The organism is Magnetospirillum sp. LM-5, assembly GCF_902729445.1.
In the GTDB taxonomy this organism is placed as follows: Bacteria; Pseudomonadota; Alphaproteobacteria; order Rhodospirillales; family Magnetospirillaceae; genus Magnetospirillum.
The window spans coordinates 1-24854 of record NZ_CACVCE010000031.1 but is presented as its reverse complement, the minus strand read 5'-3'; the positions used below and the strand labels follow the sequence as shown (position 1 = coordinate 24854).

12 protein-coding genes and 1 tRNA gene are annotated in these 24854 nt (G+C 64.8%); 4 read left to right on the top strand and 9 right to left on the bottom strand.

Features of this window, described 5'->3' with window-relative positions:
• Positions 1-412: 412 nt before the first annotated feature.
• The 8 genes from MTBLM5_RS11675 to MTBLM5_RS11640 form a co-directional block, all read right to left on the bottom strand.
• Positions 413-3412 (bottom strand): ABC transporter substrate-binding protein, encoded by a 3000-nt coding sequence (locus MTBLM5_RS11675; protein ID WP_173976287.1) that lies wholly within the window; start codon positions 3410-3412, stop codon positions 413-415.
• Positions 3413-3436: 24 nt separating this feature from the next.
• Positions 3437-12886: a LamG-like jellyroll fold domain-containing protein gene (locus tag MTBLM5_RS11670; protein ID WP_173976286.1), complete on the bottom strand. Its 9450-nt coding sequence runs from the start codon at positions 12884-12886 to the stop codon at positions 3437-3439.
• A 236-nt stretch (positions 12887-13122) separates the two neighbouring features.
• A tRNA-Lys gene (locus MTBLM5_RS11665) sits at positions 13123-13198 on the bottom strand.
• Positions 13199-13254: 56 nt separating this feature from the next.
• Positions 13255-13803 carry a peptidylprolyl isomerase gene (locus tag MTBLM5_RS11660; RefSeq protein ID WP_173976285.1) on the bottom strand — a complete coding sequence of 183 codons (549 nt, stop codon included), beginning with the start codon at positions 13801-13803 and terminating at the stop codon, positions 13255-13257.
• Positions 13804-13805: 2 nt separating this feature from the next.
• Positions 13806-14285 carry a peptidylprolyl isomerase gene (locus MTBLM5_RS11655; protein ID WP_173976284.1) on the bottom strand — a complete coding sequence of 160 codons (480 nt, stop codon included), beginning with the start codon at positions 14283-14285 and terminating at the stop codon, positions 13806-13808.
• Between the two features lie 30 nt (positions 14286-14315).
• On the bottom strand, positions 14316-14819 hold the full coding sequence (gene coaD / locus MTBLM5_RS11650; protein WP_068500079.1) for a pantetheine-phosphate adenylyltransferase: 504 nt from the start codon (positions 14817-14819) through the stop codon (positions 14316-14318).
• Positions 14812-17493 (bottom strand): DNA gyrase subunit A, encoded by a 2682-nt coding sequence (gene gyrA, locus MTBLM5_RS11645; protein ID WP_173976288.1) that lies wholly within the window; start codon positions 17491-17493, stop codon positions 14812-14814. Before gyrA ends, coaD begins: the two co-directional genes overlap by 8 nt.
• Before the next feature lie 124 nt (positions 17494-17617).
• Entirely contained in the window at positions 17618-18565 is a 948-nt protein-coding gene (locus tag MTBLM5_RS11640) for an IS110 family transposase (RefSeq protein ID WP_173976283.1), read from the bottom strand.
• Between the two features lie 373 nt (positions 18566-18938).
• On the opposite strand from MTBLM5_RS11640, the gene ssb reads away from it, so the two are divergent.
• The gene (gene ssb, locus MTBLM5_RS11635; RefSeq protein ID WP_173976282.1) at positions 18939-19460 is read left to right on the top strand and encodes a single-stranded DNA-binding protein; all 522 of its coding nucleotides are present in this window, start codon (positions 18939-18941) and stop codon (positions 19458-19460) included.
• Between the two features lie 32 nt (positions 19461-19492).
• On the opposite strand, the gene MTBLM5_RS11630 is transcribed toward ssb, so the two are convergent.
• Positions 19493-20656 (bottom strand): hypothetical protein, encoded by a 1164-nt coding sequence (locus MTBLM5_RS11630; RefSeq protein WP_173976281.1) that lies wholly within the window; start codon positions 20654-20656, stop codon positions 19493-19495.
• Positions 20657-20743: 87 nt separating this feature from the next.
• Between MTBLM5_RS11630 and MTBLM5_RS11625 the strand changes: the two genes are divergently transcribed.
• The 3 genes from MTBLM5_RS11625 to MTBLM5_RS11615 all read left to right on the top strand — a co-directional run bounded on the left by MTBLM5_RS11625 (position 20744) and on the right by MTBLM5_RS11615 (position 24709).
• On the top strand, positions 20744-21328 hold the full coding sequence (locus tag MTBLM5_RS11625) for a thioredoxin family protein (RefSeq protein ID WP_173976280.1): 585 nt from the start codon (positions 20744-20746) through the stop codon (positions 21326-21328).
• 77 nt (positions 21329-21405) lie between these two features.
• A complete protein-coding gene (gene uvrA / locus MTBLM5_RS11620) occupies positions 21406-24234 on the top strand; it encodes an excinuclease ABC subunit UvrA (RefSeq protein WP_173976279.1) in 2829 nt (942 codons plus the stop codon).
• A gap of 292 nt (positions 24235-24526) precedes the next feature.
• Complete coding sequence (locus tag MTBLM5_RS11615) at positions 24527-24709, top strand: hypothetical protein (RefSeq protein ID WP_068500095.1); 183 nt, start codon at positions 24527-24529, stop codon at positions 24707-24709.
• Positions 24710-24854 lie beyond the last annotated feature (145 nt).

Genomic DNA, 24854 nt, shown 5'->3' with positions numbered 1-24854 from the left:
GGGGCTTGACCCGGCAATCCACGCGCATCGTAAGCGGGGCAAAAGTCCGGGCACTCAAGCGCAGCATAACCCTCGCCCCTTGTGGGAGAGGGTCCGCGCGAAGCGCGGGGGTGAGGGGTCTTACGCGCGGCGAGCGCGTAAAAAACGTCTTTGTATCAAGCAGATCATATGGCGCGCCGACGCGCGCGCCCCTCACCCGGCCGCTTCGCGGCCACCCTCTCCCACAAAGGGGCGAGGGTTATGCTGCATCTGCGTGCCCGGACTTATGCCCCGCTTACCGCGCATCCGCATAAGGCGATGTTTCCATTCAATTTTTGTTCGGCGCCACGGGGATGCCCGTGTCAAGCACGGGCATGACGGAGTGTGGGGCGATGGCGTCGCGTCGCCTGAAATTAGACCGGACAGCCGTGATCTAAATCCGGTTGCGCAGCTCGTCCTGGATGACGTCCCAGTCCTCGCGGTCCTGCAAGGTGGCGGCCTTGCCGTCTTCGTCCAGTTCCCTCAGCACCGAACTGTTGCCACGGCTGGCCAGCGACGAGCCCAGCGCGATCCCGGCCTCCTTCAGCCGCGAATAGACCGCATCCCACACCCGGCCGGTGACGCTGGTCTTGCCGGAATAATCCTTGATCCAATATTGCACGCTGTATTGGGCCAGCCAGCCGCCCTCGCCGCTGACGATTCCGTCGAAATAGACCGCCGGGGCCGGCTCGGCCAGCACGCCCGGGCATTGCAGCGGCGCGTCGTACAGCGCCTTCCTGACCGTCTCGGTCGGCAGCGACGGATCGACGAACAGGTGGATGGTCATGCGCGACCGGCCCTGGACGCTGTAATTGATGATCTGCGATTCCGACGCCTTGGCGTTGGGGATGGCGATGGTCATGCCAGAGCGGGTCTGCATGCGGGTGGTGCGCCAGGTGATGTCGGTGATGCGGGCGTCTTCGGCATTGCCGATCTTGACCCAGTCGCCGACGCCGAACGGGCGTTCCATGTTCAACACGATGCCCGAGAAGATGTTCGAGATATTGGCCTGGATGGCCAGGCCGACGATCATGGCGAGCAGACCGGAACCGGCCAGGACGCTGGTGATCGGCTGGTTCAGTACGAAGCCGATGATCCCTAGGAAGGCCAGCGAATAGATGATGAAGGCCACGAACATCCGCACCACGTTGGGAATCTTGCGCCCCGACTTTTCTTCCAGCGGCGTCCAGGCGAAACGCCCCACCGCCATCACCACCAATCGCGCCGGCACCGCCCACCACAAGCCGTCATAAACCGTCACCGCCAGATAGACCTGGGCCAGGGGCAGGTTCTGGTAGGCGTAATCCAGCACCAGATTGCCGCCGGCCAACAGCAGCATCGGCCAGGCGACCAGACGCATGCCATAGGAATGCATGTGCCAGAAACGGCCCTGCTGCTTGCTGTCCATGGCGTGCGCGATGATCGAGGCCACCGCCGCGAAGATGGCGATATAGATGAACCATTCGGCCGGCACGAAATCGCGCGGCGACAGATTGGCCTTCTTGATGACCACGCCCAGGTCGATCTTGGAGAAATCGGGCGAGATCGAGCCGTAGCCGACATATTTCGGCGAGCCCAAGGCGTCTTCCTGCGCGACTTCCTGCGACACCCAGGCGCGGTCCACCTCCCAGCCCAGGCCCGGCGCGATCACCTTGTCCTGGATCAGGCGCTGCTTGAGCCCCTCGCCCGACGGCATGCCCAGCACGTCGACGACATATTGCAGGTTGTTGCGGTTCAGGCCCTTGTGGCGGAAGGCGACACCGACGATGTGGCTGCCATAGGAACGCGGCGCGCCCGAGAAGTTCAGGTTGAACTTGCCCTTGACCTCGTACAGGCGATAGGTCAGGTCGCCGGTATTGGCCTCCTCGTCCGGAGCGGCCAGCTTCACCGGTTCGGTGGCATTGGTGAAGATCACGTCCTGCGGCTCGAAATTGCCGCGATAGCGGAACCACACCGAGAACTTGACCTGGGCGGTTTCCTTTTCCAGGTCCAGTTCGGAAACCTCGGTGACCTGCAGGCCGACATAGACCACGTTGGTCTTGTACATGAAGCGGTCGTTGACATAAAGCGCCCGGCCCTGGCGCAGCTCCTCGATATAGTTCGACACCGCGCCCTTGGGGATCGGCTGCAACTGGGTCAGGGCCGAAATCGGCGTGGTGCCGTTATAGATGCCCATCAGAACCGGCGGGCTGGCGGCGCGGCTTTCGCCGAACACCATCTGGCCGGTGACGCCGCGCACCCCCGAAGCCGGGGTCTGGGCCAGAAACGCCTCGGCCAGGCGGGTGCGCTTGCCCCCGATATCGCCTTCGCCGCCACCGATGCCGCGCGCCCTGGCGGTTTCGGCCACCATCTTGATGGCATCGTGGCTGAACGCCGCCACCCAATCGGGCTCGGCACCGAAGCGGAGGCCATAGGCGACCTTGAAATTCTGCGCCGCCTCGTTGGCGGTATCGAACAAAAGCGGCGACGACGCGTAAAGGCCGTTGGTGAAGTTGCCGGGCGATTCGCCCTTGGCGGCCAGGGTCTGGAAGGCCTTGGTGAAGGCGTTGACCGCCAGCCGCGACGGCCCGAACCACACCACGCGAAGGCCGGCGGCCTTGAAGGCGGCGATCACCGGCGGCGCCGAATTCTCGTCGGCGGCCAGGAACAGGGCGCCGGCCTCGTCGCGCTTGGCGCGGTAGGATTCCACCAGCTTCTTCAGCGAATCGGCATCGCCCGGCTTGAAAGTCCAGCGAAATTGCGGCGGAGCGCCGAAGCGCTCGAAGGTCTCGGTGAAGGAATCGGCCAGGATGCGGCCGTAATCGCTTTCCTCGGCGATCACGCTCATCAGCTTGTGGCCGATGACGTTGCGGGCGTAATTGGACAGGAAGCGCGCTTCCGAGCGCGCGTCGAACAGCATCGGAAAGGCCTTGTGCTCGCTCGCCTGTTCGGCCCAGCCGGGGCTGAACGACAAGAACGGCAAGCCGGCCTTGTTGTAGATCGGCGCCGCCGCCGCCTGCGCCGCCGCCGACCAATGGCCGGTGACCGCCAGGATGCGGTTGTCGGCCGCGATCTTGCCGGCGATGTCCGCCGCCACGGCCGGATTATCCTGGTCGTCGAAGACCTGCAAGACCACCGTGCTGCCGTTGATTCCGCCGGCCTTGTTGATGTTATCGACCAGGAAGGCGGCACCTTGGCGCATCGACCTGCCGACCTCGGCACTGGGTCCGGTCAAGGGGGCGACCACGGCGATGTGGTAGGACGAGGAATCGTCGGCGGTGACCACGGTGACGCGGGCCAACAGCGACAGCAAGGTGCCCAGAGCCACCAGAATGCCCAGAATCGCCATGAACTTGGTGCGCTTGTTCGATCGACGAAACCACGCGACCGCCGCCGCCAGCCAGTTCAACCCCATCTTACGTCCCCTTGCCCCGCCCGTTTAAGTCACCGTGATCTGGAACACACCCGCGCTTGTCGCACCCGACGCGTCGCTGACTTGATAGCTGACATTGTCGGTCCCCTGCGAGGTGCCTGTATAGGTCAACACACCATGATTGTCGATCGAGGCCGTCCCGTGGGTCGCCCCGCCATTGCCCCCGATCAGGGTATAGGTCAGCGCGCCGGAATCGGTTTCCGCCCCCTGGGCCAGCGCCTGCAACGAGCCGTTCAGCGCCACGCTTTCGGTCATCAGATCGTCCCAGGTCGGGCCATCGTAAAGCGTCAGGTCACGGTTGGCGGCGGTGGCGTCGGCGGCGGTGGTGCCCGACGCTTCGTCGAAGTGCCACAGCGCCGTCAGGTTGTCCTCGTTGCCGACCAGATGCTTGGTATAGTTTTCCTTGATCTCGGCGGCGGTGCGGACATCGGACCAGATGCGCACCTCGTCCAGGCGGCCGTCGAAAAAGCGGCCGTCGGCGAACTTGCCGACCCACAGATCGCCGGTGCCTTGATAGTCGGCGGTCGCGGTGTCCTGGGCCACCTGGGCGCCGTTCTTGTAAAGGGTGCGTGAATTGCTGGAGGCATCGTAGGTGCCGGCCCAATGCACCCACTCGTTCACGTTGCTGTCGGTGTCGGTGTAATCGAGGTCGTTGCCGACGAAGCCGAAAACGAACTTGTTGTTCGCTTCTGGGTCGCCACGATAGCCGATGGCCAAGGTCTGATTGGCGACACCCGCCCCCTGCCCCAGGACGAAATCCGACGTGGTGTTGGTATCGCGGTAGGCCCAGAATTCCCAGCTGAACGAGGCATTGGTCAGACTGATGCCCGAAACCGCGGCGTAATCGTCGGTGCCGTCCAGGCTGATGCCGTAATTGCTGTCCTTCAAGGCCGGGACGGTGCTGGTCTGAACCGGCAACGGACCGCTATCGACCCAGGCCCCGTTGGACAAGGTGCCGGTATTGCCGTGGCCGGTGGCGTCGACCAGGGTCGTGCCGGACGCTTCGTCCATCTTCCAGTAACCCTGCAATCCGGTCTCGCTTCCGGTCGCGACCGCATTCATGTCGGCGGCGATCTCGGCCTGGCTGCGAACACTCGTCCAGATGCGCACGTCATCGACGGTCATGCCGCTGGCCCAGGTGGTATCGCCCGAGTTCGCCGGGGCCTGGCCCAGGTTCCAGGACGGTGCGAGATCGCTGAAGACCAAGGTGGTGGTGGCGCTGTCGACCAATTGCCCATCGGCATAAAGTTTCAGATTGCCGTTGTTCCAGGTCGCCGCGACATGGTGCCAGGAATTGGCGGCCCAATTGTCGCTGCCTTGGTAACAAATATACGTGCCGCCGGTCTGGTTCGAGCCGCCATAGCGGAAATGCAGGCCGACATTCATGTGCGCGCTGAGATAGAAGGCGTTTTCGGACTGATTGCCGACGCCGGTGCCGATGATCGCCTGATCGGTCGCGGTGTTCCATTGCTCGCGCTTGACCCACAGCTCGATGGAACCGCTCGCGCCAAGGTCCAGGCTGTCGGCATTGTTGGTCAAGGCGACATGATCATTGGTGCCATCGCCGGCATTCAGCACGACGGCGCCGCGATTGCCGCCATTGGTCCATGTCAACGAGCCGCTGCCCTGCTCGACCAGATTGTTCGTCGAGCTGGAATTATAGGCGGCGACACCGCCGATCACGGCCCCTTCCTCGAAATCGTACGAGGCATAGAGACCCGGCGTGTCGCCTTCCAGCGCCCGGTTCATGTTGGTCTTGATCTCGGTCGCCGTGCGCACCGTATTCCATACCCGCACTTCGTCGATCGAGCCGGTGAAGGTGCCGCCCAGAGAGGAATGGGCGCCGACCACCAATGACTGGTTGTTGATGGCGAAATTGGCCATGGTGCCGGCGTTGGTGGTCAGCGTCGCATTTTCCAGCACACCATCGACATAGATGGCGCCGGTGGTGCCATCCCAGGTGGCGGCGACATGGTGCCATTGACCGTCGGTGATGGCGGTGGTGCCGGTATAGGTCCGCGCGCCGGCCGGTTGCCACGCCTCGAATCCCAGGACGCCGGTATTCTTGATCGCCAGGGTCAACGAGCCCTGGCTGCCGGTGACCTGATCCGAGATGATCCCCACCCAGGTTCCGGCGGTCGTGGTCTTGATCCAGGCCTCGTAGGTCGCCGTCGAATAGGACACGCCCGAACTGCTGGCCAGATACTTGCCGCCCGCCAGCGAGACAGCGCTATTGGCCCGCGACTGGCTGGCGGCCGAGGCCGCCGTGACCGGATCGTTGACGGCAATTGTGATGGTCTGGTTGGTCGAGGTCGCCCCATCGGACGCGGTGACGATGAAACTGTCGGTGCCGACATATTTCTGCGTCGGCGTATAGGTGAAGGTGCCGGTGGGCGACATCGCCACCGTGCCATGCGACGGATTGCCGGCCATGCTGTAGGTGATGGCGCCGTTATCGAGGTTGGTCGCCTTCACGCTGCTGGTCAGCACCGTGTTGGCATTGGTGGCGAGCTGGGTGTCGTAAACCGGATCGGCGGCGTTGGCCCAGGCGGTGCCGTTGACCAAGGTCCCCGCCGCCCCGCCGTCAACCGCGTTGGCGATGGTGGTGCCGCTGCCTTCGTTGGTGCGCCAATAGCCGATCAGACCGGTCTCGGCGCCGGTCAGCGGCGCATTCATGGCCGCCGCGATGGCGGAGCCGCTGCGGGCCAGGTTCCACACCCGGACATCGGCCATCAACCCGTCGAAATAGGGATCGGACGAGAACGTCGACTTGCCCAGAGTGGCGATGGTCGCGCCCAGATCGATGGGGTTCAAGGTGATGGTCGAGGTCGCCACGGCCAGACCGTTGACGTAAAGGGTGGCGGTATCGCCGGCCAGGGTCACCGCGACATGGCTCCACACGCCGACCTGCAGGGCCGGGCCTTCGACGATCTGCTCGCCGGCGCCGCCGCCGGTGGTGCTGATGGTGAAGCGCAGGCCGCCGTTATGTTCGCTGGCATTGACCATGGCCATGAACTTGGTGGTGCCCGAGCCGACATCGAAGATGCGCTGCCACGGCGTCGCGGTGTCGGGCCGGACCCAGGCCTCGAAGGTGAAATCGGTGGTGGTGGCGATATCGGTCGGCAGGCTCACGTAATCGTTGGTGCCGTCGAACGACAGGGCGCGCTCGGGGGTGTCCTGGACCCGGGGCGTCGCCGCCACCCAGTTGGCGCCGTTGATGGTGCCCGGCATGCCCGCCCAGGCGCTGATATTGTCGATGTTGGTGGCGATGGTTCCCGAACCGTCGGTCAGCCGCCAATTGCCGACCAGGCCGCTTTCCGTGCCGACCAGCCGGGTGGTCATGTCGCTGGCGACCTCGGCCTGGCTGCGCACGGTGTTCCAGACGCGGACGTCGGCGATCTGGCCATCGAACGGGCGGCTGGTGGTGGCGCCGTTGTACCACACGCCGATCGCCAGCGGATCGGCATTGCTGGTCAAGTTGCCGCTGGCGGTGGCCGATCCCCTTTCGACACCGTCGATGTAGATCTTGGCCACCGTGTTGGCGGCATCGTAGGTGGCGGCCACATGGTACCATTGCCCCGCCGACAAGGTCGTCGAAGAGCCAAAATCGGCGCTGGTCCCAGTGGTGGTGACGGCAAAGCGAATCTGCCCGTTGATGGTCTGGAAGTGATAATTGTAGTTGGCGCCTGCGTTGCCCTTCATGACGATACCGCGCAGGACGTTATCGACCACGTCCAGCTTGACCCACGCCTCGATGCTCAGCGACGTGGTTGGATTCAGCACCGCCGCATTGGCGACGGTGACGTAATCGTTGACGCCGTCAAAATTCAGCGTGCGGTCGTCGTTACCGTTCCTCAGCACCATCGGCAGGCTGTTCGAGGCGAAAACCGCCGTGTGGTTGTTCCCCGACAGATCGGTGGCTGAATTGGACAACTCGTCGAAGCGCCAATAGGCGGCCAGCCCGGTCTCGTTTCCGGCCAGTTCCTTGTTGTAGCTGGCCTTGATCTGGGCGTCGGTGCGGGCCACGCTCCACACCCGGGCCTCGTCGATCTGGGCGACGGACGGGAACGCGGTCGGGTTGATGTCGGCGCCGATGCCGACATATTGCGCGGCGTTGGCCAGTTGGAAGCTGCTTAAGGTCGTGGCCTGCGACAGCACCAGATCGCCGTTGACGTAAAGCTTGACGGTGGCGCCGTCATAGCTGGCGGCGATGTGGTACCAGGTGTCGGCGCTCAGCGTGGTGGTGGAATCGATGCGGGCCGGATTGGTCCACAGGCCCAGGATGCCGTTATTGACCTCGAACACGAAGCGCTTGGCGGTGGCCGGGTCGGTGCCGTCGCCGACCCACATCAGATTGTGCTTGGTCAGCGGGCCGGTCAGCTTGACCACCATCTCGATGGTGGCGGTGTTGGTGATGGTGCCGGTGCCCAGATTGGCCAGGGCGTATTCGCCGGCAGACACCGACAGGGCACCGCGTCCGTCGGACGCGCCGGCGAAGACCGGCGAGGCGCTTTCGGAGACGGCGATGGTGTTGGTGACGGCGCTGCTGAGATTGTTGGCGCTTTCGCCGTCGTTCAGGACCAGGCTGATGGTGCGGGTCGCGGCGTTCGCGGTCGGCGTGGCGCTGGTCGATGAGAACGTCACCGATTCCACCGCACTTTTGTACTGGGCCAAGGTGGCGTTGCCGGACAGCGTCAGCACGCCGGTCGCGGAATCGTAACTGCCGGTGATGCCGTTCTGGTTGGTGAAGGTCAGCGTGTCGCCGCTGGTCAGGTTGGCGCTGATGGAGATGGTCGCCCCGCCCATCTGCGTGGGGGCATCGATGTCGGAAATGGTGATGTTGGGCATCACCGCAAGGCCGCTGCCCCCCTCGAAATAGGTCAAGCTGCGGCTGGCATCGCCCGAGAACGTCACGCCGGTATTGGTGGCATGGCGGGCATTGGCGGTGGAATCGTTGGCCGAATCGCCCTTGTACCAAGCCTGCAGCCCGGTCGCGCCGCTGACATCGCCATTCATGTTGCGGTTGATCTGGCTGGCGGTGCGCGCCGTCGACCACACCCGCATGTCGGCCATCGAACCGACGAAATTGGGATCGCTGGCATTGCCGGACTTGCCGATCCAGGCATTGGCGATGGCGAAGCCCGAGCGGTCGACATTGATGGTGCCGCTGGCGACCTCGGCGCCGTTGATATACATCTTCGCGGTGGTGCCCGACAGGGTCACGGCGATATGGCTCCAGGTGTTCTGAGCCAGCGCCACCGAGGAATCCAGCCGTGATTCGGTGGTCCCGTCGCCGGCACCCGACAGCGCGAAGCGCGGCTTGCCGGTATCGGCCGAGACGGTCAGGAACATGTATTCGTCGGCATTCTCGGAAAAATCGAAGATGCGCTGCCAGTTGGCGGTGCTGCCCGGCTTGACCCAGCCCTCCAGCGTGAAGTCACCGGTCTGTCCGACCGCGGTGGGAAGGGTCAGGTAATCGTTGCCGTCGAACACCATGGCCGGCTTGGCCAGCGTCACCACCGGGGCGTCGTTGACCGGATCGACCGTCACCGTCACCGTCGAGGTGACCGCAGCGTGCGGCCCCGCCCCGTCATCGTCGGCGGTCAGCTGGAACGTGTCGGTGCCGCTCCAATTGGCGGCCGGGGTGTAGGTCCAGGTACCGTCGGCGGCGATGCTGGCGGTGCCGTGGCTGGGCTGGCCGGTCACCATATAGCTGAGCGTGTCGCCGTCCTGGTCGCTGAAACCGGCCGCCCCGGTGACGGCGACGTCTTCCGAGGTGTAGGCGCCGGAATCATAGGCGGTCGGCGCGGTGTTGACGTTGCTGACGTTGACGGTGAAGCTTTCCACCCGCGACAGGCCGGCGGCGTCGGTGACCTTGACCTGGACGACATGCGAGGTCGCGGTGGCATAATTCAGCCCGGCGGCGACCTTCAATTCGTAAATACCCGACGCGTTCTGCGCCAGCGAGAACTTGCCGCCGGCATTGTCCGCCAGCGAGTAGGTCATGGTCTGGTTGAGGTCGGTATCGGAATGGCCGAACCTGGCGATGACGGTGCCGATGGCGGCGGTTTCCGGGGCGACCAGGGTCGGTTCGGCGATGTTCGGGCCGGTGTTCTGGACGTGGGCGAAGGTCTGGAACTTGATGGTCTGGCCGGTGCCGCCGCTGGCTTGGACCAGGCTCATCTGCACCTGATAGGTGCCCGAGGCCTTGGCGACCGGATAATCCAGACTGGCATTCAGCAGATTGCTTTGGCCGGCGGTGCCGGTGAACGATATCGACTGCGTCGCGACGATCTCGCCGGCCGGCGACACCAGCTTGAAATCGGCCCGGTAATTGCCCGAACTCGTGACCGCGATGACCGCATTGGTGTCGGCATAGGCGGTGGTGCCGACCACGGTGCCGCCGACGATGTTCAGGGCCGACACCGTGGCCCCGGTCAGCGGCGTGGTGCTGACCGTCAGCTTGGCCCAGTCGGTGGTCACCGCCCAGCCGTTATCGACGGTAACACTGATCTCGTTGGTGCCGTTGACGATCCAGTTGGGATTGACGGTGAAGGTGGTGATCGAGAATTGGTTGTTCTGGCCTTGCAGGTGGCCCAGATTGTTGCCGTTGAACTTGACCAGGTCGCGCTCGCCCCAGAAATAATCGACATCGCCGGCGCCGATGCGCAAGGTCGCCGAGGTGAACGGCCCCGACACGCCGGTCAGCGTGTAGGTCACCGTGGTCCCACCCGAGAACGAACGGTCGGTGTCGTCCAAATAGGTAAAGCTGGTCAGCGAACCGAACGCCTTTGCCGCATAGGCGTGGATGTTCTGCGGCGCGGCCGCGTTGGCCCCCACCGTCAGGGCGAAAGTCTGCCCGGTCAGGCTGCCGCCGTCACCGTCGGACAAGGAATAGGTGAAGCTGTCGTCGCCCACCCCATAGGCGCCGTGATGCAGATAGCTGACCAGGCCTGAATCGATGTCGGCCTGGGTGAAGGTGCCGCCATTGGCCAGCTTGACGCCGTTCCGCCACACGCTGCCGTCGGTCGGGCCATTGGTGATGGTATAGGTCAGGTTGGCGGCGGCCTGTTCCAGGTCGGTGGCGACCAGCTTGGTGGCCAGGCTGACCGTCTGGCCGCGCGCGGTCGATGCCGCCGTGGCCGAAATGGTCGGCGCGTCGTTGACCGGGGTGACATCGACCGTCAGCGTCTTGCTGGCCGCCGACCACAATTCGCCGTCGCTGACCTTGAAGGTCAGGCCGGAATAGGCATTGCCGTTGGCGTTGGCTACCGGCACGAAACGCAGATTGCCGGCGGTGATGTCGGACGCGGTGTAGGCCTGGGCAAGGGTGACCGCGCCCCAGGCCGTCCCGTTGAAATATTGCAAGCTTCCGGCCGACACCGAGTCGAACCGCACCGCGCTGATGGCGGTGTTCTCGATGTCGCTATAGCCGAAATCGGCGATGGCCAGGGCACGGACGGTGTCCTCGGCCATGGTGACCGTCTTGTTGGTGGCGGTCGGCGCATCGTTGACCGGCGTGACGGTCACCGCCACCGTCTTGGTCGCCGAGGTGCCGTCGGTACTGGCCGCGGTAACGGTGACGATGGCCGCGCCGTTCTGGTGCAGGCCCGGCGCCAGCGTCAGGGTGCGCCCGGCGCCGCCCTGGCCGAAGGTCATGGTGCCGGCCCCGAATATCGCGGTATTGCTGGAGACCGCGTCCATGGTGACGACGCCGCCATCGGGGTCCTGCGCCGTGAAGTTGATCACCAGCGAGCCATCCTCGGCCAGGGTCGCGCTGTTGGCGATCGTCAGCGTCACCGCCTGATTGACCGGCCCCTGGTTGGTATCCTGACGCGGCACCGGCGGCGGCGGCGGCGGCGGCGGGGGTGGCGGGGGTGGTGGTGGCGGTGGCGGAGGTGGTGGCGGTGGCGGCGGCGGCGGCGCCACGAAGACCGGCGGCGGAGGCGGTGGTGGCGGCGGCGGCGGCGGTGCGGCGGCCGGCTGCGACACCGTCGCGATCGCGCCCGGCGCGAAGGACGGGGCCGACGCGGTGGCGGCGATGGTGGCGAAGCTGGGTGGCGCGGGCGGCGGTGTGGCCTCGACCTTGGCCGAGGCCGCGGCCTGGGTGGCGGCCCGCTGGCTGGCGTCAGCGACCGCCACGGCTGGCGCCGCACCACTGGCAAGCGCCTGGCTCAGCGCCTGATTGAAGGCGGCGCCGCTGCCGCCCAGATTCCCGCTGCCGGTCGCCAGCGCCGCCAGAACCGGATTGGCGGCGGCCGCAGCGACCTTGGCATTTGCGGCGGTGACCGTGGCCTGGGCGGTGGTCGCCTGGGCGATGGCCTGCCCGATATTGGTCCCGCTGGCCAGCGCCGCGCTCAGGCTTTGTTCGAAGGTGGCGCCGCCCTGCAGGGCCGTGCCCACGTTGGCCCCCGAGGCCAGGGCGTCCAGCACACTGCCGCCGCCGCCCCCGCCGGTCGCCGCCGCCGGTGGCTGGCTTATTCCCGCCGCCGCCATCAATTGGTTCAGTTGCGCGCCGCCATTGGCGGTGGCATCACCGACATTCTGGCCGGTGGCCAACGCCGCCAGCACGCCGCCCTTGTCGGCGGCCGATGCAATCGCCAGGGCCTTGGCCCCCTGCTCCACCGCCGCCTTGGCGTCGGCGGCGGCGGCCATCGGGTCCTTGCCGGCGGCCAGAGCCTCGGCGAATCGTTCGGCGAAGGCCGGATCCTTGGCCAAGGCGCCCAGATTCTTGTCCACCCCCTCGCCGCTGACCAGCGCCGCCAGGATCGGGTTGGCGTCCTTGTCCGCCCCGGTCTGGGCCCCGGCCGCCGCCTTGGCCTTGCCCACCGCCTGGCCGGTCGTCTCGCCGCGCGCCAGGGCGTCACCCAGCGACCGCGACGCGCCCCGGCCTCCGGCGCCCGCCCCGGCGATGGCGGCATCGATGCCCGCGCCGGAACTCAGCGCGGCCAGCACCGGATCGACGGTCGGCGCCAGGAAGGTCTTGATGGCGCCGACGAACACCCGCTCGGCATCGGCGATGGCCAGATTCAGGCTTTGGCCGGCATTCAGGTTGCCCGACAATTCGTTAACGAACATCGAGGCGGCGCGCTCGGCCTGGGCCTTGGGCACGCCGCGCGAAACCGCCTGCGCCACCTCGGCAGCGACGAAACGATCGATGGCGGTGCCGATGTCGGCGCCCGAGGCGATGGCGGTCTTGAAGGTGTCGATCGCCCCCTTGGCGACGAAGGGCTTGGCGTCGTTGGCCTGGGCCAGTTGCTCGCCGCCATCGCCCTCAAGCGCAGCCTGATGCACGATATCCTGCACACCATCGGCGGAAACGACGAATCCGTCGGCATCAACGACGATCGCATTGACCTCGTTGCTGGGGGCCTGGTCCGGGGGGAGCGATTCGGTGTGCTCCTCTGGGACAGCGTCAGGGGCCACGCCGTCCTCGGATAGCTGATCGCTAGTCATTGATCGTGATCATACCCGATTGGCCAGTTTCGTCAGCCGATGCATAAGACCAAACATTCCACTACTAAAGCATTGGCTTGAAGGGAATGGGGCACCAAGACGGGCTCCAAACTGATGCGATGGTATCATACGCACACCCCGCTCTTGCAGCCGCCAAGCTGTAAGGTTTTGTGACGGAATGTTTCACCGTAAAGAAAAACCGCGACCCCTTTGCAGGAATCGCGGTTGGCATTCTTTGGTGAGCCCGTCGGGATTCGAACCCGAGACCCCATGATTAAAAGTCACGTGCTCTACCGACTGAGCTACGGGCTCTCACCGTTTGGGGCGCACACCATAGGGAGATGGCGCCCGCCGGTCAATGCCGGCGCTTACTTTTTCACATCGGCGGCAACCCGCATGCGCACCAGCTTGTCCGGCTTGGCGACCATGCCGTTGTCGGATTCCGGTCCCTTGGTGATCTTGTCGACATGCTCCATGCCGTCCAGGACCCGGCCCCAGATGGTGTATTTGCCATCCAGCGACGCCGCCGTCGCCAGCATGATGAAGAATTGCGAATCGGCCGAGTTGGGCGACGACGAGCGGGCCATGCCGACCACGCCGCGGACGAAATGCTCGCCCGAGAACTCGGCCGGCAGCTTGACGCCCGAGCCGCCGGTGCCGGTGCCGGTGGGATCGCCGCCCTGGGCCATGAAGCCGGCCATGACGCGATGGAACGGCGTGCCGTCATAAAAGCCCTTGCGGGTCAGTTCCTTGATGCGGGCGACATGCTGCGGCGCGATGTCGGGCCGCATCTCGATGGTCACCTGGCCCCACGGCAGGTCCATGATCAGGGTGTTCTCGGGGTCGGCGGCGAACGCCTGCGAGACAGCCTGGACCGCCAGCAGGGCGGCCAGGGCGATGGCCTTGACGAGCTTCATGATCACTCCTTGACGTCGGCGGCGACCTTCATCGACACGATGCAGTCGGGGTCCTCGACCGTGCCGTTGTTGAAGGCCGATCCCTTCTTGATGGCGTCGACATGGTCCATGCCGTCCACCACACGACCCCACACCGAATATTTGCCATCCAGGTGCGGCGAGGTGTCGAACATGATGAAGAACTGTGAATCGGCCGAATCCGGGCTGGACGACCGCGCCATCGAGCAGGTGCCGCGCACATGCTTCTCGCGCGAGAACTCGGCCTTCAGCTTGGTGCCCGACCCGCCCATGCCGGTGCCGTCGGGGCAGCCGGTCTGAGCCATGAAGCCGGGGATCACCCGATGGAACTTCAGTCCGTCATAATAGCCCTCGCGCGCGAGGCGCTTGATCTGGGCGACGTGGTTGGGAGCCAGGTCGGGGCGCAGCTCGATCACCACGCGGCCGTCCTTCAGTTCAAGATACAGCGTATTTTCAAGGTCCAAAGGACGGTCCTCCCGAAGTCTTATTGGTGATCACAAAGCAAGGAAGCGTTCGTCCAGCCTGGCCTTGACGCCGGGGCTGACGAACTGGCTGATGTCGCCGCCCAGGCGGCCGATTTCCTTGACGAAGCGCGACGAAATGAACTGACAGCGTTCCGACGCCATCAAGAACAAAGTCTCGATGTCGGGCGACAGGCGCGCATTCATGCCGGCCATCTGGAATTCGTATTCGAAATCCGACACCGCGCGCAAGCCGCGGATGATGATGTTGGCCCCGCACGAATGGGCGAAGTCCACCAGCAACGTGCCGAACGGCAGGACGTCGATATTGACGTTGTGATTGCGCGCCACAATGGCGACCTCGGCCTTGACCATCTCGACCCGTTCATCGACCGAGAACAGCGGCCCCTTGCCGGCATTGACCGCGACGGCGACGATCAGGCGGTCAACCACCCGCGCCGCGCGGGTAACGATGTCCAGATGGCCGTTGGTGATGGGATCGAACGTCCCAGGATACAGCCCAACCCGCTCACTCATTCTCCCCTCCGGGTGATGCGACGCTGCTTGGCTCTCCGCTGTCGGACAGGTCGTCCTCTTCTTCACCCGGCTCTTCGTTGGAGCCATTGATGTCACACAGGCGGGCCGCCGACACCACCCGCTCGCCCTCGGCGGTGCGCAGGACGATGACGCCCTGGGTCTTGCGCCCGGCGATGCGGATGTCGTCGACCGGCATACGGATCAGGGTGCCGCCATCGGACACCAGCATGATCTCGTCTTCGTGATCGACCGGGAAAGTGGCGACGACCGGGCCGTTCTTCTCGGTCATGTCGATGTTGGCGATGCCCTGGCCGCCGCGGCCGGTGATGCGGTATTCGAAGGCCGAGGTGCGCTTGCCATAGCCGTTCTCGGTGACGGTCAGCAGCAATTGCTCGGCGGCGCTCATCCGTTCGGCCTCGGGGCCGGAAAGATCACCCTTCAGATAGGCGTCGCGGGTCTCCATGTCGAAATCGACATGGGCCAGGATCGACATCGAGATGACCTGATCGTCCTCGGCCAGGCGGATGCCGCGCACGCCGGTCGAATCGCGGCCCTTGAAGACGCGGACCTCGGGCACCGGGAAGCGGATGGCCTTGCCCAGACGGGTGACCAGCAACACGTCGTCGGCCTCGGAACAGGGCTGGACGGCGATCAATTGCTCGTCGTCGGCCAGCTTCATGGCGATCTTGCCGTTGGCGCGGATATCGACGAAATCCGACAGCATGTTGCGCCGGACATCGCCCTTCGAGGTGGTGAACATCACGTTCAGCTCGCCCCAGGTGCTTTCATCCTCGGGCAGCGGCATGACGGTCGAGATGGTTTCGCCCTCGGCCAGCGGCAGGATGTTGACCATCGCCTTGCCCTTGGCCTGCGGCGAGGCCAGCGGCAGGCGATAGACCTTCAGCTTGTAGGCGATGCCGGTGGACGAGAAGAACAGGACCGGGGTGTGGGTGCTGGTGACGAACACCTGGGCCAGGAAATCCTCGTCCTTCATGCTCATGCCCGAGCGGCCCTTGCCGCCGCGCTTCTGGGCGCGATAGGTCGACAGCGGCACGCGCTTGATGTAGCCGGTGTTGGTCACCGTCACCACCATGTCCTCGCGGGCGATCAGATCCTCGATGTCGGCCTCGAACTCGGAATCCTCGATGGTGGTGCGGCGCGGCGTGGCGAACTGGTTGCGCATGTCGATCAACTCGCCGCGCAGAACCTCCAACAGCTTCGGCCGCGACGACAGGATTTCCAGATATTCCTTGATCTGCTCGCCGATGCCGGTCAGTTCCTCGCCGATCTTGTCGCGTTCCAGACCGGTCAGGCGGTGCAGGCGCAGTTCCAGGATGGCCTTGGCCTGGGCTTCCGACAGCTGGTAGGTGCCCTCCTCGATGCCACGGCCCGGCTCGTCGATCAGGCGGATCAGCGGCTCGACATCCAGGGCCGGCCAGCGCTTGGCCATCAATTGCTCGCGCGCGGTGGCCGGATCGGGGGCCTTGCGGATCAGGGCGATGACGTCGTCGATATTGGCCACCGCGATCGACAAGCCGACCAACACGTGGGCCCGCTCGCGCGCCTTGCCCAGTTCGAAGATGGTGCGCCGGGTAATCACTTCCTCGCGGAAGTTGACGAAGGCGACGATGATGTCCTTCAGCGGCATCATCTGCGGCCGGCCGCCATTCAGGGCCAGGGCGTTGACGCCGAACGAGGTCTGCAGCTGGGTGAACTTGTAAAGCTGGGCCAGCACCACGTCGGCGATGGCGTCGCGCTTGATCTCGACCACCACGCGGACACCGTCGCGGTCGGATTCGTCGCGCAGGTCGGAAACCCCTTCGACCTTCTTGTCGCGCACCAGCTCGGCGATATGCTCGAGCATGCGGGCCTTGTTGACCTGATAGGGGATCTCGGTGACGACGATGGCCTCGCGGTCCTTGCGGATCTCCTCGACATGGCAGCGCCCGCGCATCACCACCGAACCGCGCCCGGTGGTATAGGCCGAGCGGATGCCGGCCCGGCCCAGGATGGTGCCGCCGGTGGGGAAATCGGGGCCTGGCACCAGCTCCATCAGCTGTTCGGGCGTGATGTCGTTATTGTCGATATAGGCGCAGCAGGCGTCGATCACCTCGCCCAGATTGTGCGGCGGGATGTTGGTGGCCATGCCGACCGCGATGCCGCCGGCGCCATTGACCAGCAGATTGGGGAAGCGCGCCGGCAGCACCAGCGGCTCGACCGTCGAATCGTCGTAATTGGGGCCGAAATCGACGGTTTCCTTGTCGATGTCCTCGATCAGGAAATGGGCCGAGCGGGCCATGCGGGCTTCGGTATAGCGCATCGCCGCCGGCGGATCGCCGTCCATCGAGCCGAAATTACCCTGCCCGTCCACCAGCGGCAGCCGCATCGAGAAATACTGCGCCATGCGGACCATGGCGTCATAGATCGCCGAATCGCCATGGGGGTGATACTTACCCATGACGTCACCGACGATGCGGGCCGACTTGCGGAACGGCTTGTTGTAGTCGTAGCCGCCTTCCTTCATCGCATAAAGAATACGACGGTGCACCGGCTTCAGGCCGTCACGGACGTCGGGCAGCGCACGCGCCACGATCACGCTCATGGCGTAATCGAGGTAGGAACGGCGCATCTCCTCTTCGATGGTGACGGGGGTGATGTCGAAGCTGGGCGGCATCGGGACGGCGGTCAATCAGGTCACCCTTGGTTACAGAACCGGAAGAACGGCGCACGCTACCAGATATCGTGCAGTGCGACAACAGCGCCCCTTGGATTATGATTGCCCCTCAGCAACTGTCTTGTCAGTCGGCGACAGGCTCTCGCCAGGGCACGCCATCCCTGACCATGGCGTTGAGGATGGTCACGAGCTTGCGGACGCAGGCGATGATGGCGACCTTCTTGGGTTTGCCCTTGGCGATAAGGCTGTCTCGAAACGAGCGCATGACTTTGTTGTGGGTCATCGCGACTAGAGCGGCCATGTAGAGGACCATCCTGACCTGGGGACGTCCGCCTGAGATGGCGCGGTACCCCCGCATGGTTCCGCTGTCCCGATTGAAGGGGGCGACGCCGACCAAGGCGGCAACCTGACGACGGGTCAAGCTGCCTAATTCGGGTAGCTGGGCGATCAGGGTGAGGGCGGAAATCGGCCCGACGCCCGGGACGCTGGAGATCCGCTCGAACAAGGTGTTGAGGCGCGGCATGGCTCGGACGGTTTCAAGCATGCTGTCCTCAATCTTGCGGATGTCGGCGGCAATGATCTTGAGGCGGCTGGCTGCCGATCGCTTCACCACGGGATCGCGGTAGTGCGGCATCTGGTTGGTCAGGCGGGTGCGCTCGTCGATGAGCTGGCGCCGGTAGAGCAGCAGTTCGGACAGGCGTTGTTGCTCGGCAGAGGGTAATGGCGTCGGTTCGGGACGGCGCACGCGCCCGAATTCGGCCAGCATGGCGGCATCGATGGCATCGGTCTTGGCCCGACGCCCCATGCCGCGAATGAACTGCCGAACCTCGATGGGATTGGCCACCGAGGTCGGGATGCCGGCCTTGGTCAAGCGTTCATGGGCCTGGCGTTCATAGCCGCCAGTGGCCTCCAGAATGACGTGAGCATTCGGAATTCTGCGGAGTTGCCGCACCAATTCCGTCAGACCGGAGCGGTCATTTGCAACGGTCTGGGAGTGTTCGAGGCACGCGATGAAGACCTCGATCTCGGCCTTGCCGACATCGAGGCCAATGAATGTGGTATCCTGGTTCATCTTCCGTCCCTGTCTCGTGAGTTCGGCGTCTTGCACCGGACAACTGTTCGGGCTTACGAGATGGGCGACGCGGGAGCCGTACTGAGGGACGGGTTGACTGGCCCCAAGCGCCTTCGGTCTCCGCGCCGCCGAACGCGGGGGGATGGCCATCCCCCCGCGTTCATCCTTTCGGACGGGCTATTCTTACCCGATTTTCAAGACACGAGGCGCCGGGCGCCGCCATCCGGCGGCTTGGCTTTCGCTCGCATCAGCTCGCGGGCGCTCAGCGCGCCAGTCCCTCGGCGTCGCCTCGCTCCATTTTCGTTGGACGGATGACAGGGCGGTTGCCTTCGGCTAAAGTCCGCCGCAACGTTTCACGTCAGGAGCAAGCGGCATGGCCGGTAGCGTCAACAAGGTCATTCTGGTCGGCAATCTGGGGCGCGACCCCGAGGTACGCACTTCGCAGGATGGCTCGAAGATCGTCAACCTGAACATCGCCACCTCGGAATCGTGGAAGGATCGCGGCACCGGCGAGCGCCGCGAGAAGACCGAATGGCACCGGGTGGTGATCTTCAACCCCAACCTGGCCGATATCGCCGAGCGTTACCTGAAGAAGGGCTCGAGCGTTTATATCGAAGGCGCGCTGCAGACCCGCAAATGGACCGACAAGGACGGCGCCGAGAAGTACTCGACCGAGGTGGTGATCGGCCGCTTCAAGGGCGAGCTGACCCTGCTGGGCGGCCGTGACGGCGGCGGCGGCGGCGGTGGCTATGACGAGGGTGGCTATGGCGGCGGCGGTGGCGGCGGTGGCGCCCCGCAGCGTTCGGGCGGCGGCGGTGGCGGTGGCGGTGGCCAGCGCGGCGGCGGCTCGGGCTGGGAGCCCCCGCCGGACCTCGACGACGACATTCCGTTCTGATTTATGACGGCCCGCCCATCAGGCGGGCCGCTTCATTTGGCATCCCACCCCGTGGTGGCGATGCCCTCGCCCAGGTCAGCCTCGACCAGGCGGCGGCGGACGTCCAGCAATTGCGCGACCAGGGCCGGCTCGGCCCGACCGTAGGCTTCGGCATCGGGCGTGCGGTTGACCACCACGCCCAGCAGTTCGGTGATGGCGTTGCCGATCGAGTTCTGGCTGATGGTGACGATCAGCTTGCCCTCGTCATTCCTGTAAATCAGCTGCTTGAAGGCCGGCTGCCAGCGGATGGCGTTGGCATAACGGGCGTCGCCGATGCAGCGGTCGCGCACCATCTTCGCGGCCTTCAGGAAATCATTGTCGAACTGCAGGCGCGAGCGCACCAGTTCGGGAAAGTAAAGGTCGGCCGGCAAGGCGGCATTGCGGGTCGAGACCTGGCCGAAGAAGGTGCGATAGAAATCCAGGAAGCCCTTCAAGATGGTGTCGTATTCGTCCCAGAACTCGACCCGTTTCAAGGCATCGCCCCCGCCCTGCACTTCCCAGCTGGGCAATCCCTGCGGATAGCCGGTCAGCGCCAATCGGCACGAGCCGGCCTGGCACGGGCGCAGGATCCGCAAATCAAGGCCGTCGAAGAAGGCGCGGTAGACCGCGCGCATATGGGCCTGGAACAGCGAATGCTGGCCGCCGTCGGTCAGGTTGGGATTGGCCTGATCGGCCAGTGGCGCCGCCGCCAGCAAGGCCTTGTCGAACACGATGAAGTGGTTGTGCAGCATGCGGATGCTGGGCACGCCGGGCGAGGTCAAGGGCCAGGTGGCATCCAGGCTGGCCTCGCCGGCCAGCACCAGATGGCTGTCCGGGTCGGGGTAACGTTCCAGCATGAAGGCGATCAGGATCTGGTTCATGCGGTTCCACACGTGGCGGGCCGCGTCGGGCACCTGGGTCCGGCGCACCGGCCGGCCCAGCGGGTCCAGGATGGTCTGGGACGTGTCGTAGATGATCGAGCAATCGAACAGATTGCTGTGGCCCAGCGCCTTGCGATACAGCAACAATCCCTCGGGATTGCGCAGCAGGCCGTTATTGTGGGCCAGGTCGTTCAGGTTCTCGGTGCTGTTGAAGAACTCGTTGGGCTTCATGCCCTCGGGCACCGACAGCGGAATCGGACGGAACGGCGTGACGATTTCCCGCGGCCCTGACAGCATGGCAATGCCCTCGCATTCTTGCTAATTTAGCGAATAGACCATCTTCGTCGCCAGGCCTTTGACCGAAGTCAACCGGAGCGAACCGCCATGAAGCCCGCCGCCGCCCTTGTCGCCGCCTTGCTGGCCGCCTGGCCCGCCGCAGCCGCCGAGCCTCTGCTGCCGCCTCCGGTTCTGGCCGAGGACGGCTTCTACCATCCCGACTGGTTCCTGGTCAGCTTCATGGACCTGAAGGAGGACGCGGAGCAAGCGGCCAAGGCCGGTAAAAGGCTGGCCATGGTGGTCGAACAACGGGGCTGCGGCGCCTGCAAGCGGGTGCACGAGGTCAATCTGCGCGACGTCCGCGTCACCGCCTATCTCAAGGCCCACTACCAGCTTCTGCAGATCGACCTGTATGGCAGCCGCGAAATCACCGATATCGACGGCCAGGTGCTGTCGGAAAAGGATTACGCCAAGAAGCTGGGCGTGCGCGCCACGCCGACCATCTTGTTCTTCGACGAAAGCCCCAAGGGCGGCGGTGCGCAGGCCCTGGCCTGGAAGCAGGTCGGCTATCTCGAGCCCGAACCCTTCGTCAATGCCTTCGCCTTCGTGCGATCCAAGGGCTATGCCGGCCAGAAGGAGCCCGATTTCCTGGCCTGGATGAAAGGCCCTGCGGAAAAGGTCAGGCTGCCATAACCTAACGCGGTCTTTCTTTGTTCCCATAACCCCTCTAAGATCACGCCCCTCTGACGGTGACGAGGGACGTTTGCTCCATGAGCGGTTTCATCCGCGTGCGCGGCGCGCGCGAGCACAATCTGAAGAACATCGACATCGACCTGCCGCGCGACAAGCTGGTGGTGATCACCGGCCTGTCGGGCTCGGGCAAGTCGTCCTTGGCCTTCGACACCATCTATGCCGAGGGCCAGCGCCGTTACGTCGAATCATTGTCGGCCTATGCCCGCCAGTTCCTGGAGCTGATGCAAAAGCCCGACGTCGAGAGCATCGAGGGCCTAAGCCCGGCCATCTCCATCGAGCAGAAGACCACGTCGCGCAATCCGCGCTCGACCGTCGGCACCGTCACCGAGATCTATGATTACATGCGTCTTTTGTGGGCCCGGGTCGGCGTGCCGCACTCGCCGGCCACCGGCCTGCCGATCGAAAGCCAGACCGTCAGCCAGATGGTTGACAAGGTCGCCGACCTGGCCGAGGGCACCAGGCTTTACCTGCTGGCCCCCTTCGTGCGCGGCCGCAAGGGCGAGTATCGCAAGGAATTGCTGGACCTGCAGAAGAAGGGTTTCCAGCGGGTCAAGGTCGACGGCACCCTGTACGAGGTCGATCAAGTCCCGGCACTCGACAAGAAGCGCAAACACGATATCGAGGTGGTGGTCGATCGCCTGGTGATCAAGCCGGGCCTGGGCAACCGCCTGGCCGATTCCATCGAGACGGCGCTGAGCCTGTCCGACGGCCTGGTCATCGCCGAGAATGCCGATACCGGCGAGCGCACCACCTTTTCCGCCAAGTTCGCCTGCCCGGTCTCGGGCTTCACCATCGAGGAGATCGAGCCCCGGCTGTTTTCCTTCAACAACCCGTTCGGCGCCTGCCCGTCCTGCGACGGGCTGGGGGTGAAGCTTTATTTCGACCCCGAACTGGTAGTCCCGGACGAGGATCTGAGCTTGCGGGAGGGCGCCATCGCGCCATGGGCCAATTCGACCTCGCAATATTATCAGCAGACCCTGGAGGGGCTGGGCAAGCATTTCGGCTTCGACATCCACACCGCCTGGCGCCGCCTGCCGCCCAAGGCGCGTGAGGCCATTCTGTACGGCACCGGCAAGGAAGAGATCGCCATCGCCTATGAAGACGGCTTTCGCGGCTACACCACCAACAAGCCGTTCGAGGGCGTCATCAACAACATGGACCGGCGCTGGCGCGAGACCGATTCGTCGTGGGTGCGCGAGGAATTGTCGCGCTATCAGGCGACCCAGCCGTGCGAGACCTGCGGCGGGGCGCGGCTCAAGCCCGAGGCGCTGGCGGTCAAGATCGCCGGCCTGCACATCTCGCAGGTCACCGAATTCTCGATCGCCAAGGCCCATGAATGGTATGGCGGCCTGGATGCCCAATTGAAGCCCAAGGACCGCGAGATCGCCCGGCGAATCCTGCGCGAGATCAACGACCGCCTGGGCTTCTTGATGGATGTCGGGCTGGATTACCTGACGCTGGCGCGCGGCTCGGGCTCGCTGTCGGGCGGCGAATCCCAGCGTATCCGCCTGGCCAGCCAGATCGGCTCGGGCCTGACCGGCGTGCTGTACGTGCTGGATGAACCCTCGATCGGCCTGCACCAGCGCGACAATGACCGCCTGCTGGGCACCTTGAAGCGGCTTCGCGACATCGGCAACACCGTCATCGTCGTCGAACATGACGAAGACGCCATCCGCGCCGCCGATTATCTGGTCGATATGGGACCGGGGGCCGGCATCCATGGCGGCCGGGTGGTGTCGGAAGGCACGCCCGAGCAGGTGATGGCCGATCCGGCCAGCCTGACCGGGCGCTATCTGGTCGGCCACGATCTGATCCCCCTGCCCGCCCACCGGCGCGAGGGCAACGGCCACCACCTGACCGTGGTCGGGGCCAACGGCAACAATCTGAAGAATGTCGAGACCGCCATCCCACTGGGCACCTTCACCTGCGTCACCGGCGTCTCGGGCGGCGGCAAGTCGACCCTGGTGATCGAGACCCTGTACAAGGCGCTGGCCCGCAAGCTGATGGGGGCCAAGGGCCAGGCCGCTTCGTTCGAGCGCATCGACGGCACCGGGCATCTCGACAAGATCATCGACATCGACCAGTCGCCGATCGGCCGCACGCCGCGTTCCAACCCCGCCACCTATACCGGGGCCTTCACCCCCATCCGCGACTGGTTCACCGAACTGCCCGAGGCCAAGGCCCGGGGCTACAAGGCCGGGCGCTTTTCCTTCAACGTCAAGGGCGGCCGCTGCGAGGCCTGCCAGGGCGACGGCGTCATCAAGATCGAGATGCACTTCCTGCCCGACGTCTATGTCCAGTGCGACGTCTGCAAGGGCAAGCGCTATAACCGCGAGACCCTGGAAATCACCTTCAAGGGCAAGTCCATCGCCGACGTGCTGGACATGACCATCGAGGAAGCCGCCGACTTCTTCAAGGCGGTCCCCTCGATCCGCGACAAGATGCTGACCCTGCAGCGGGTCGGGCTGGATTACATCCGCCTGGGCCAACAGGCCACCACGCTTTCGGGCGGCGAGGCCCAGCGGGTCAAGCTGGCCAAGGAATTGTCGCGCCGCGCCACCGGGCGCACCCTTTACATCCTGGACGAACCGACCACCGGACTTCATTTCGATGACGTCAAGAAGCTCCTCGAGGTGCTGCACACCCTGGTCGAGGGCGGCAATACCGTGCTGGTGATCGAACATAACCTGGAGGTCATCAAAACCGCCGACTGGATCATCGACATGGGCCCCGAAGGCGGCGACGGCGGCGGCAGCGTGGTGGTGGCCGGCACCCCGGAACAGGTGGCGGCCTGCGCAGCATCGCATACCGGCGCCTATCTGAAGCCCTATCTGGCCCGCAAATAGAGCAGCGGGCCTTAATCTAAGGCGCGCTGCTTTAGCGAGCATTGAGCGAGCGGCCAAGCGGCCGGATGGCCGCGCCCGGCGAGGGGCAATCATCAAATGAGCCCCCTGCGCCATTTTTGGCACAGGGGGCTCAGGTGGATACCCTAGAAGTTCTCGCAGATGCGAAATTTTTGTTGCGACGCACCCAGAGGGTTGGGTAATATTCTGTCCAACGCCGGGGCTGTTCGCGAACGATTATTGTTACGCGCACAGGGGCCGGCCGAAACCGACAAGCAAGAAGGACCGAGAGATCATGCTGGGACATGCCGAACTGCGTGAAATCGACGAAGCCCTGGCGGAAGAGCGCGCCGAAGGCAGCCGCTCGGACAAGAACGGTCCCTACATCATCCCTCATTTCGCTTTCGGCATGGCCGTGACCCGCGCCGCCGCCGCCGGCATCAAGCCCCACTTCCCGGCTTCGATCCTGAAGCGTTAGACGGCTGCGGAAAAACACCGATCTGGTGTCCGAACGCCCCATTTCGTCATGCCCGGACTTGATCCGGGCATCCACGCGGCGTCGCCTAACCATCTGTTTCCAATGGAATTCTTGCGAAGACACGTGGATGGCCGGGTCAAGCCCC

What these genes read in the sequence shown, in the direction of transcription:
- MTBLM5_RS11675 (WP_173976287.1), bottom strand. Translation starts at nt 3,412, where the DNA reads ATGGGGTTGAACTGGCTGGCGGCGGCGGTCGCGTGGTTTCGTCGATCG.
- MTBLM5_RS11670 (WP_173976286.1), bottom strand. Translation starts at nt 12,886, where the DNA reads ATGACTAGCGATCAGCTATCCGAGGACGGCGTGGCCCCTGACGCTGTC.
- MTBLM5_RS11660 (WP_173976285.1), bottom strand. Translation starts at nt 13,803, where the DNA reads ATGAAGCTCGTCAAGGCCATCGCCCTGGCCGCCCTGCTGGCGGTCCAG.
- coaD (WP_068500079.1), bottom strand. Translation starts at nt 14,819, where the DNA reads ATGAGTGAGCGGGTTGGGCTGTATCCTGGGACGTTCGATCCCATCACC.
- gyrA (WP_173976288.1), bottom strand. Translation starts at nt 17,493, where the DNA reads ATGCCGCCCAGCTTCGACATCACCCCCGTCACCATCGAAGAGGAGATG.
- MTBLM5_RS11640 (WP_173976283.1), bottom strand. Translation starts at nt 18,565, where the DNA reads ATGAACCAGGATACCACATTCATTGGCCTCGATGTCGGCAAGGCCGAG.
- ssb (WP_173976282.1), top strand. Translation starts at nt 18,939, where the DNA reads ATGGCCGGTAGCGTCAACAAGGTCATTCTGGTCGGCAATCTGGGGCGC.
- MTBLM5_RS11630 (WP_173976281.1), bottom strand. Translation starts at nt 20,656, where the DNA reads ATGCTGTCAGGGCCGCGGGAAATCGTCACGCCGTTCCGTCCGATTCCG.
- MTBLM5_RS11625 (WP_173976280.1), top strand. Translation starts at nt 20,744, where the DNA reads ATGAAGCCCGCCGCCGCCCTTGTCGCCGCCTTGCTGGCCGCCTGGCCC.
- uvrA (WP_173976279.1), top strand. Translation starts at nt 21,406, where the DNA reads ATGAGCGGTTTCATCCGCGTGCGCGGCGCGCGCGAGCACAATCTGAAG.
- MTBLM5_RS11615 (WP_068500095.1), top strand. Translation starts at nt 24,527, where the DNA reads ATGCTGGGACATGCCGAACTGCGTGAAATCGACGAAGCCCTGGCGGAA.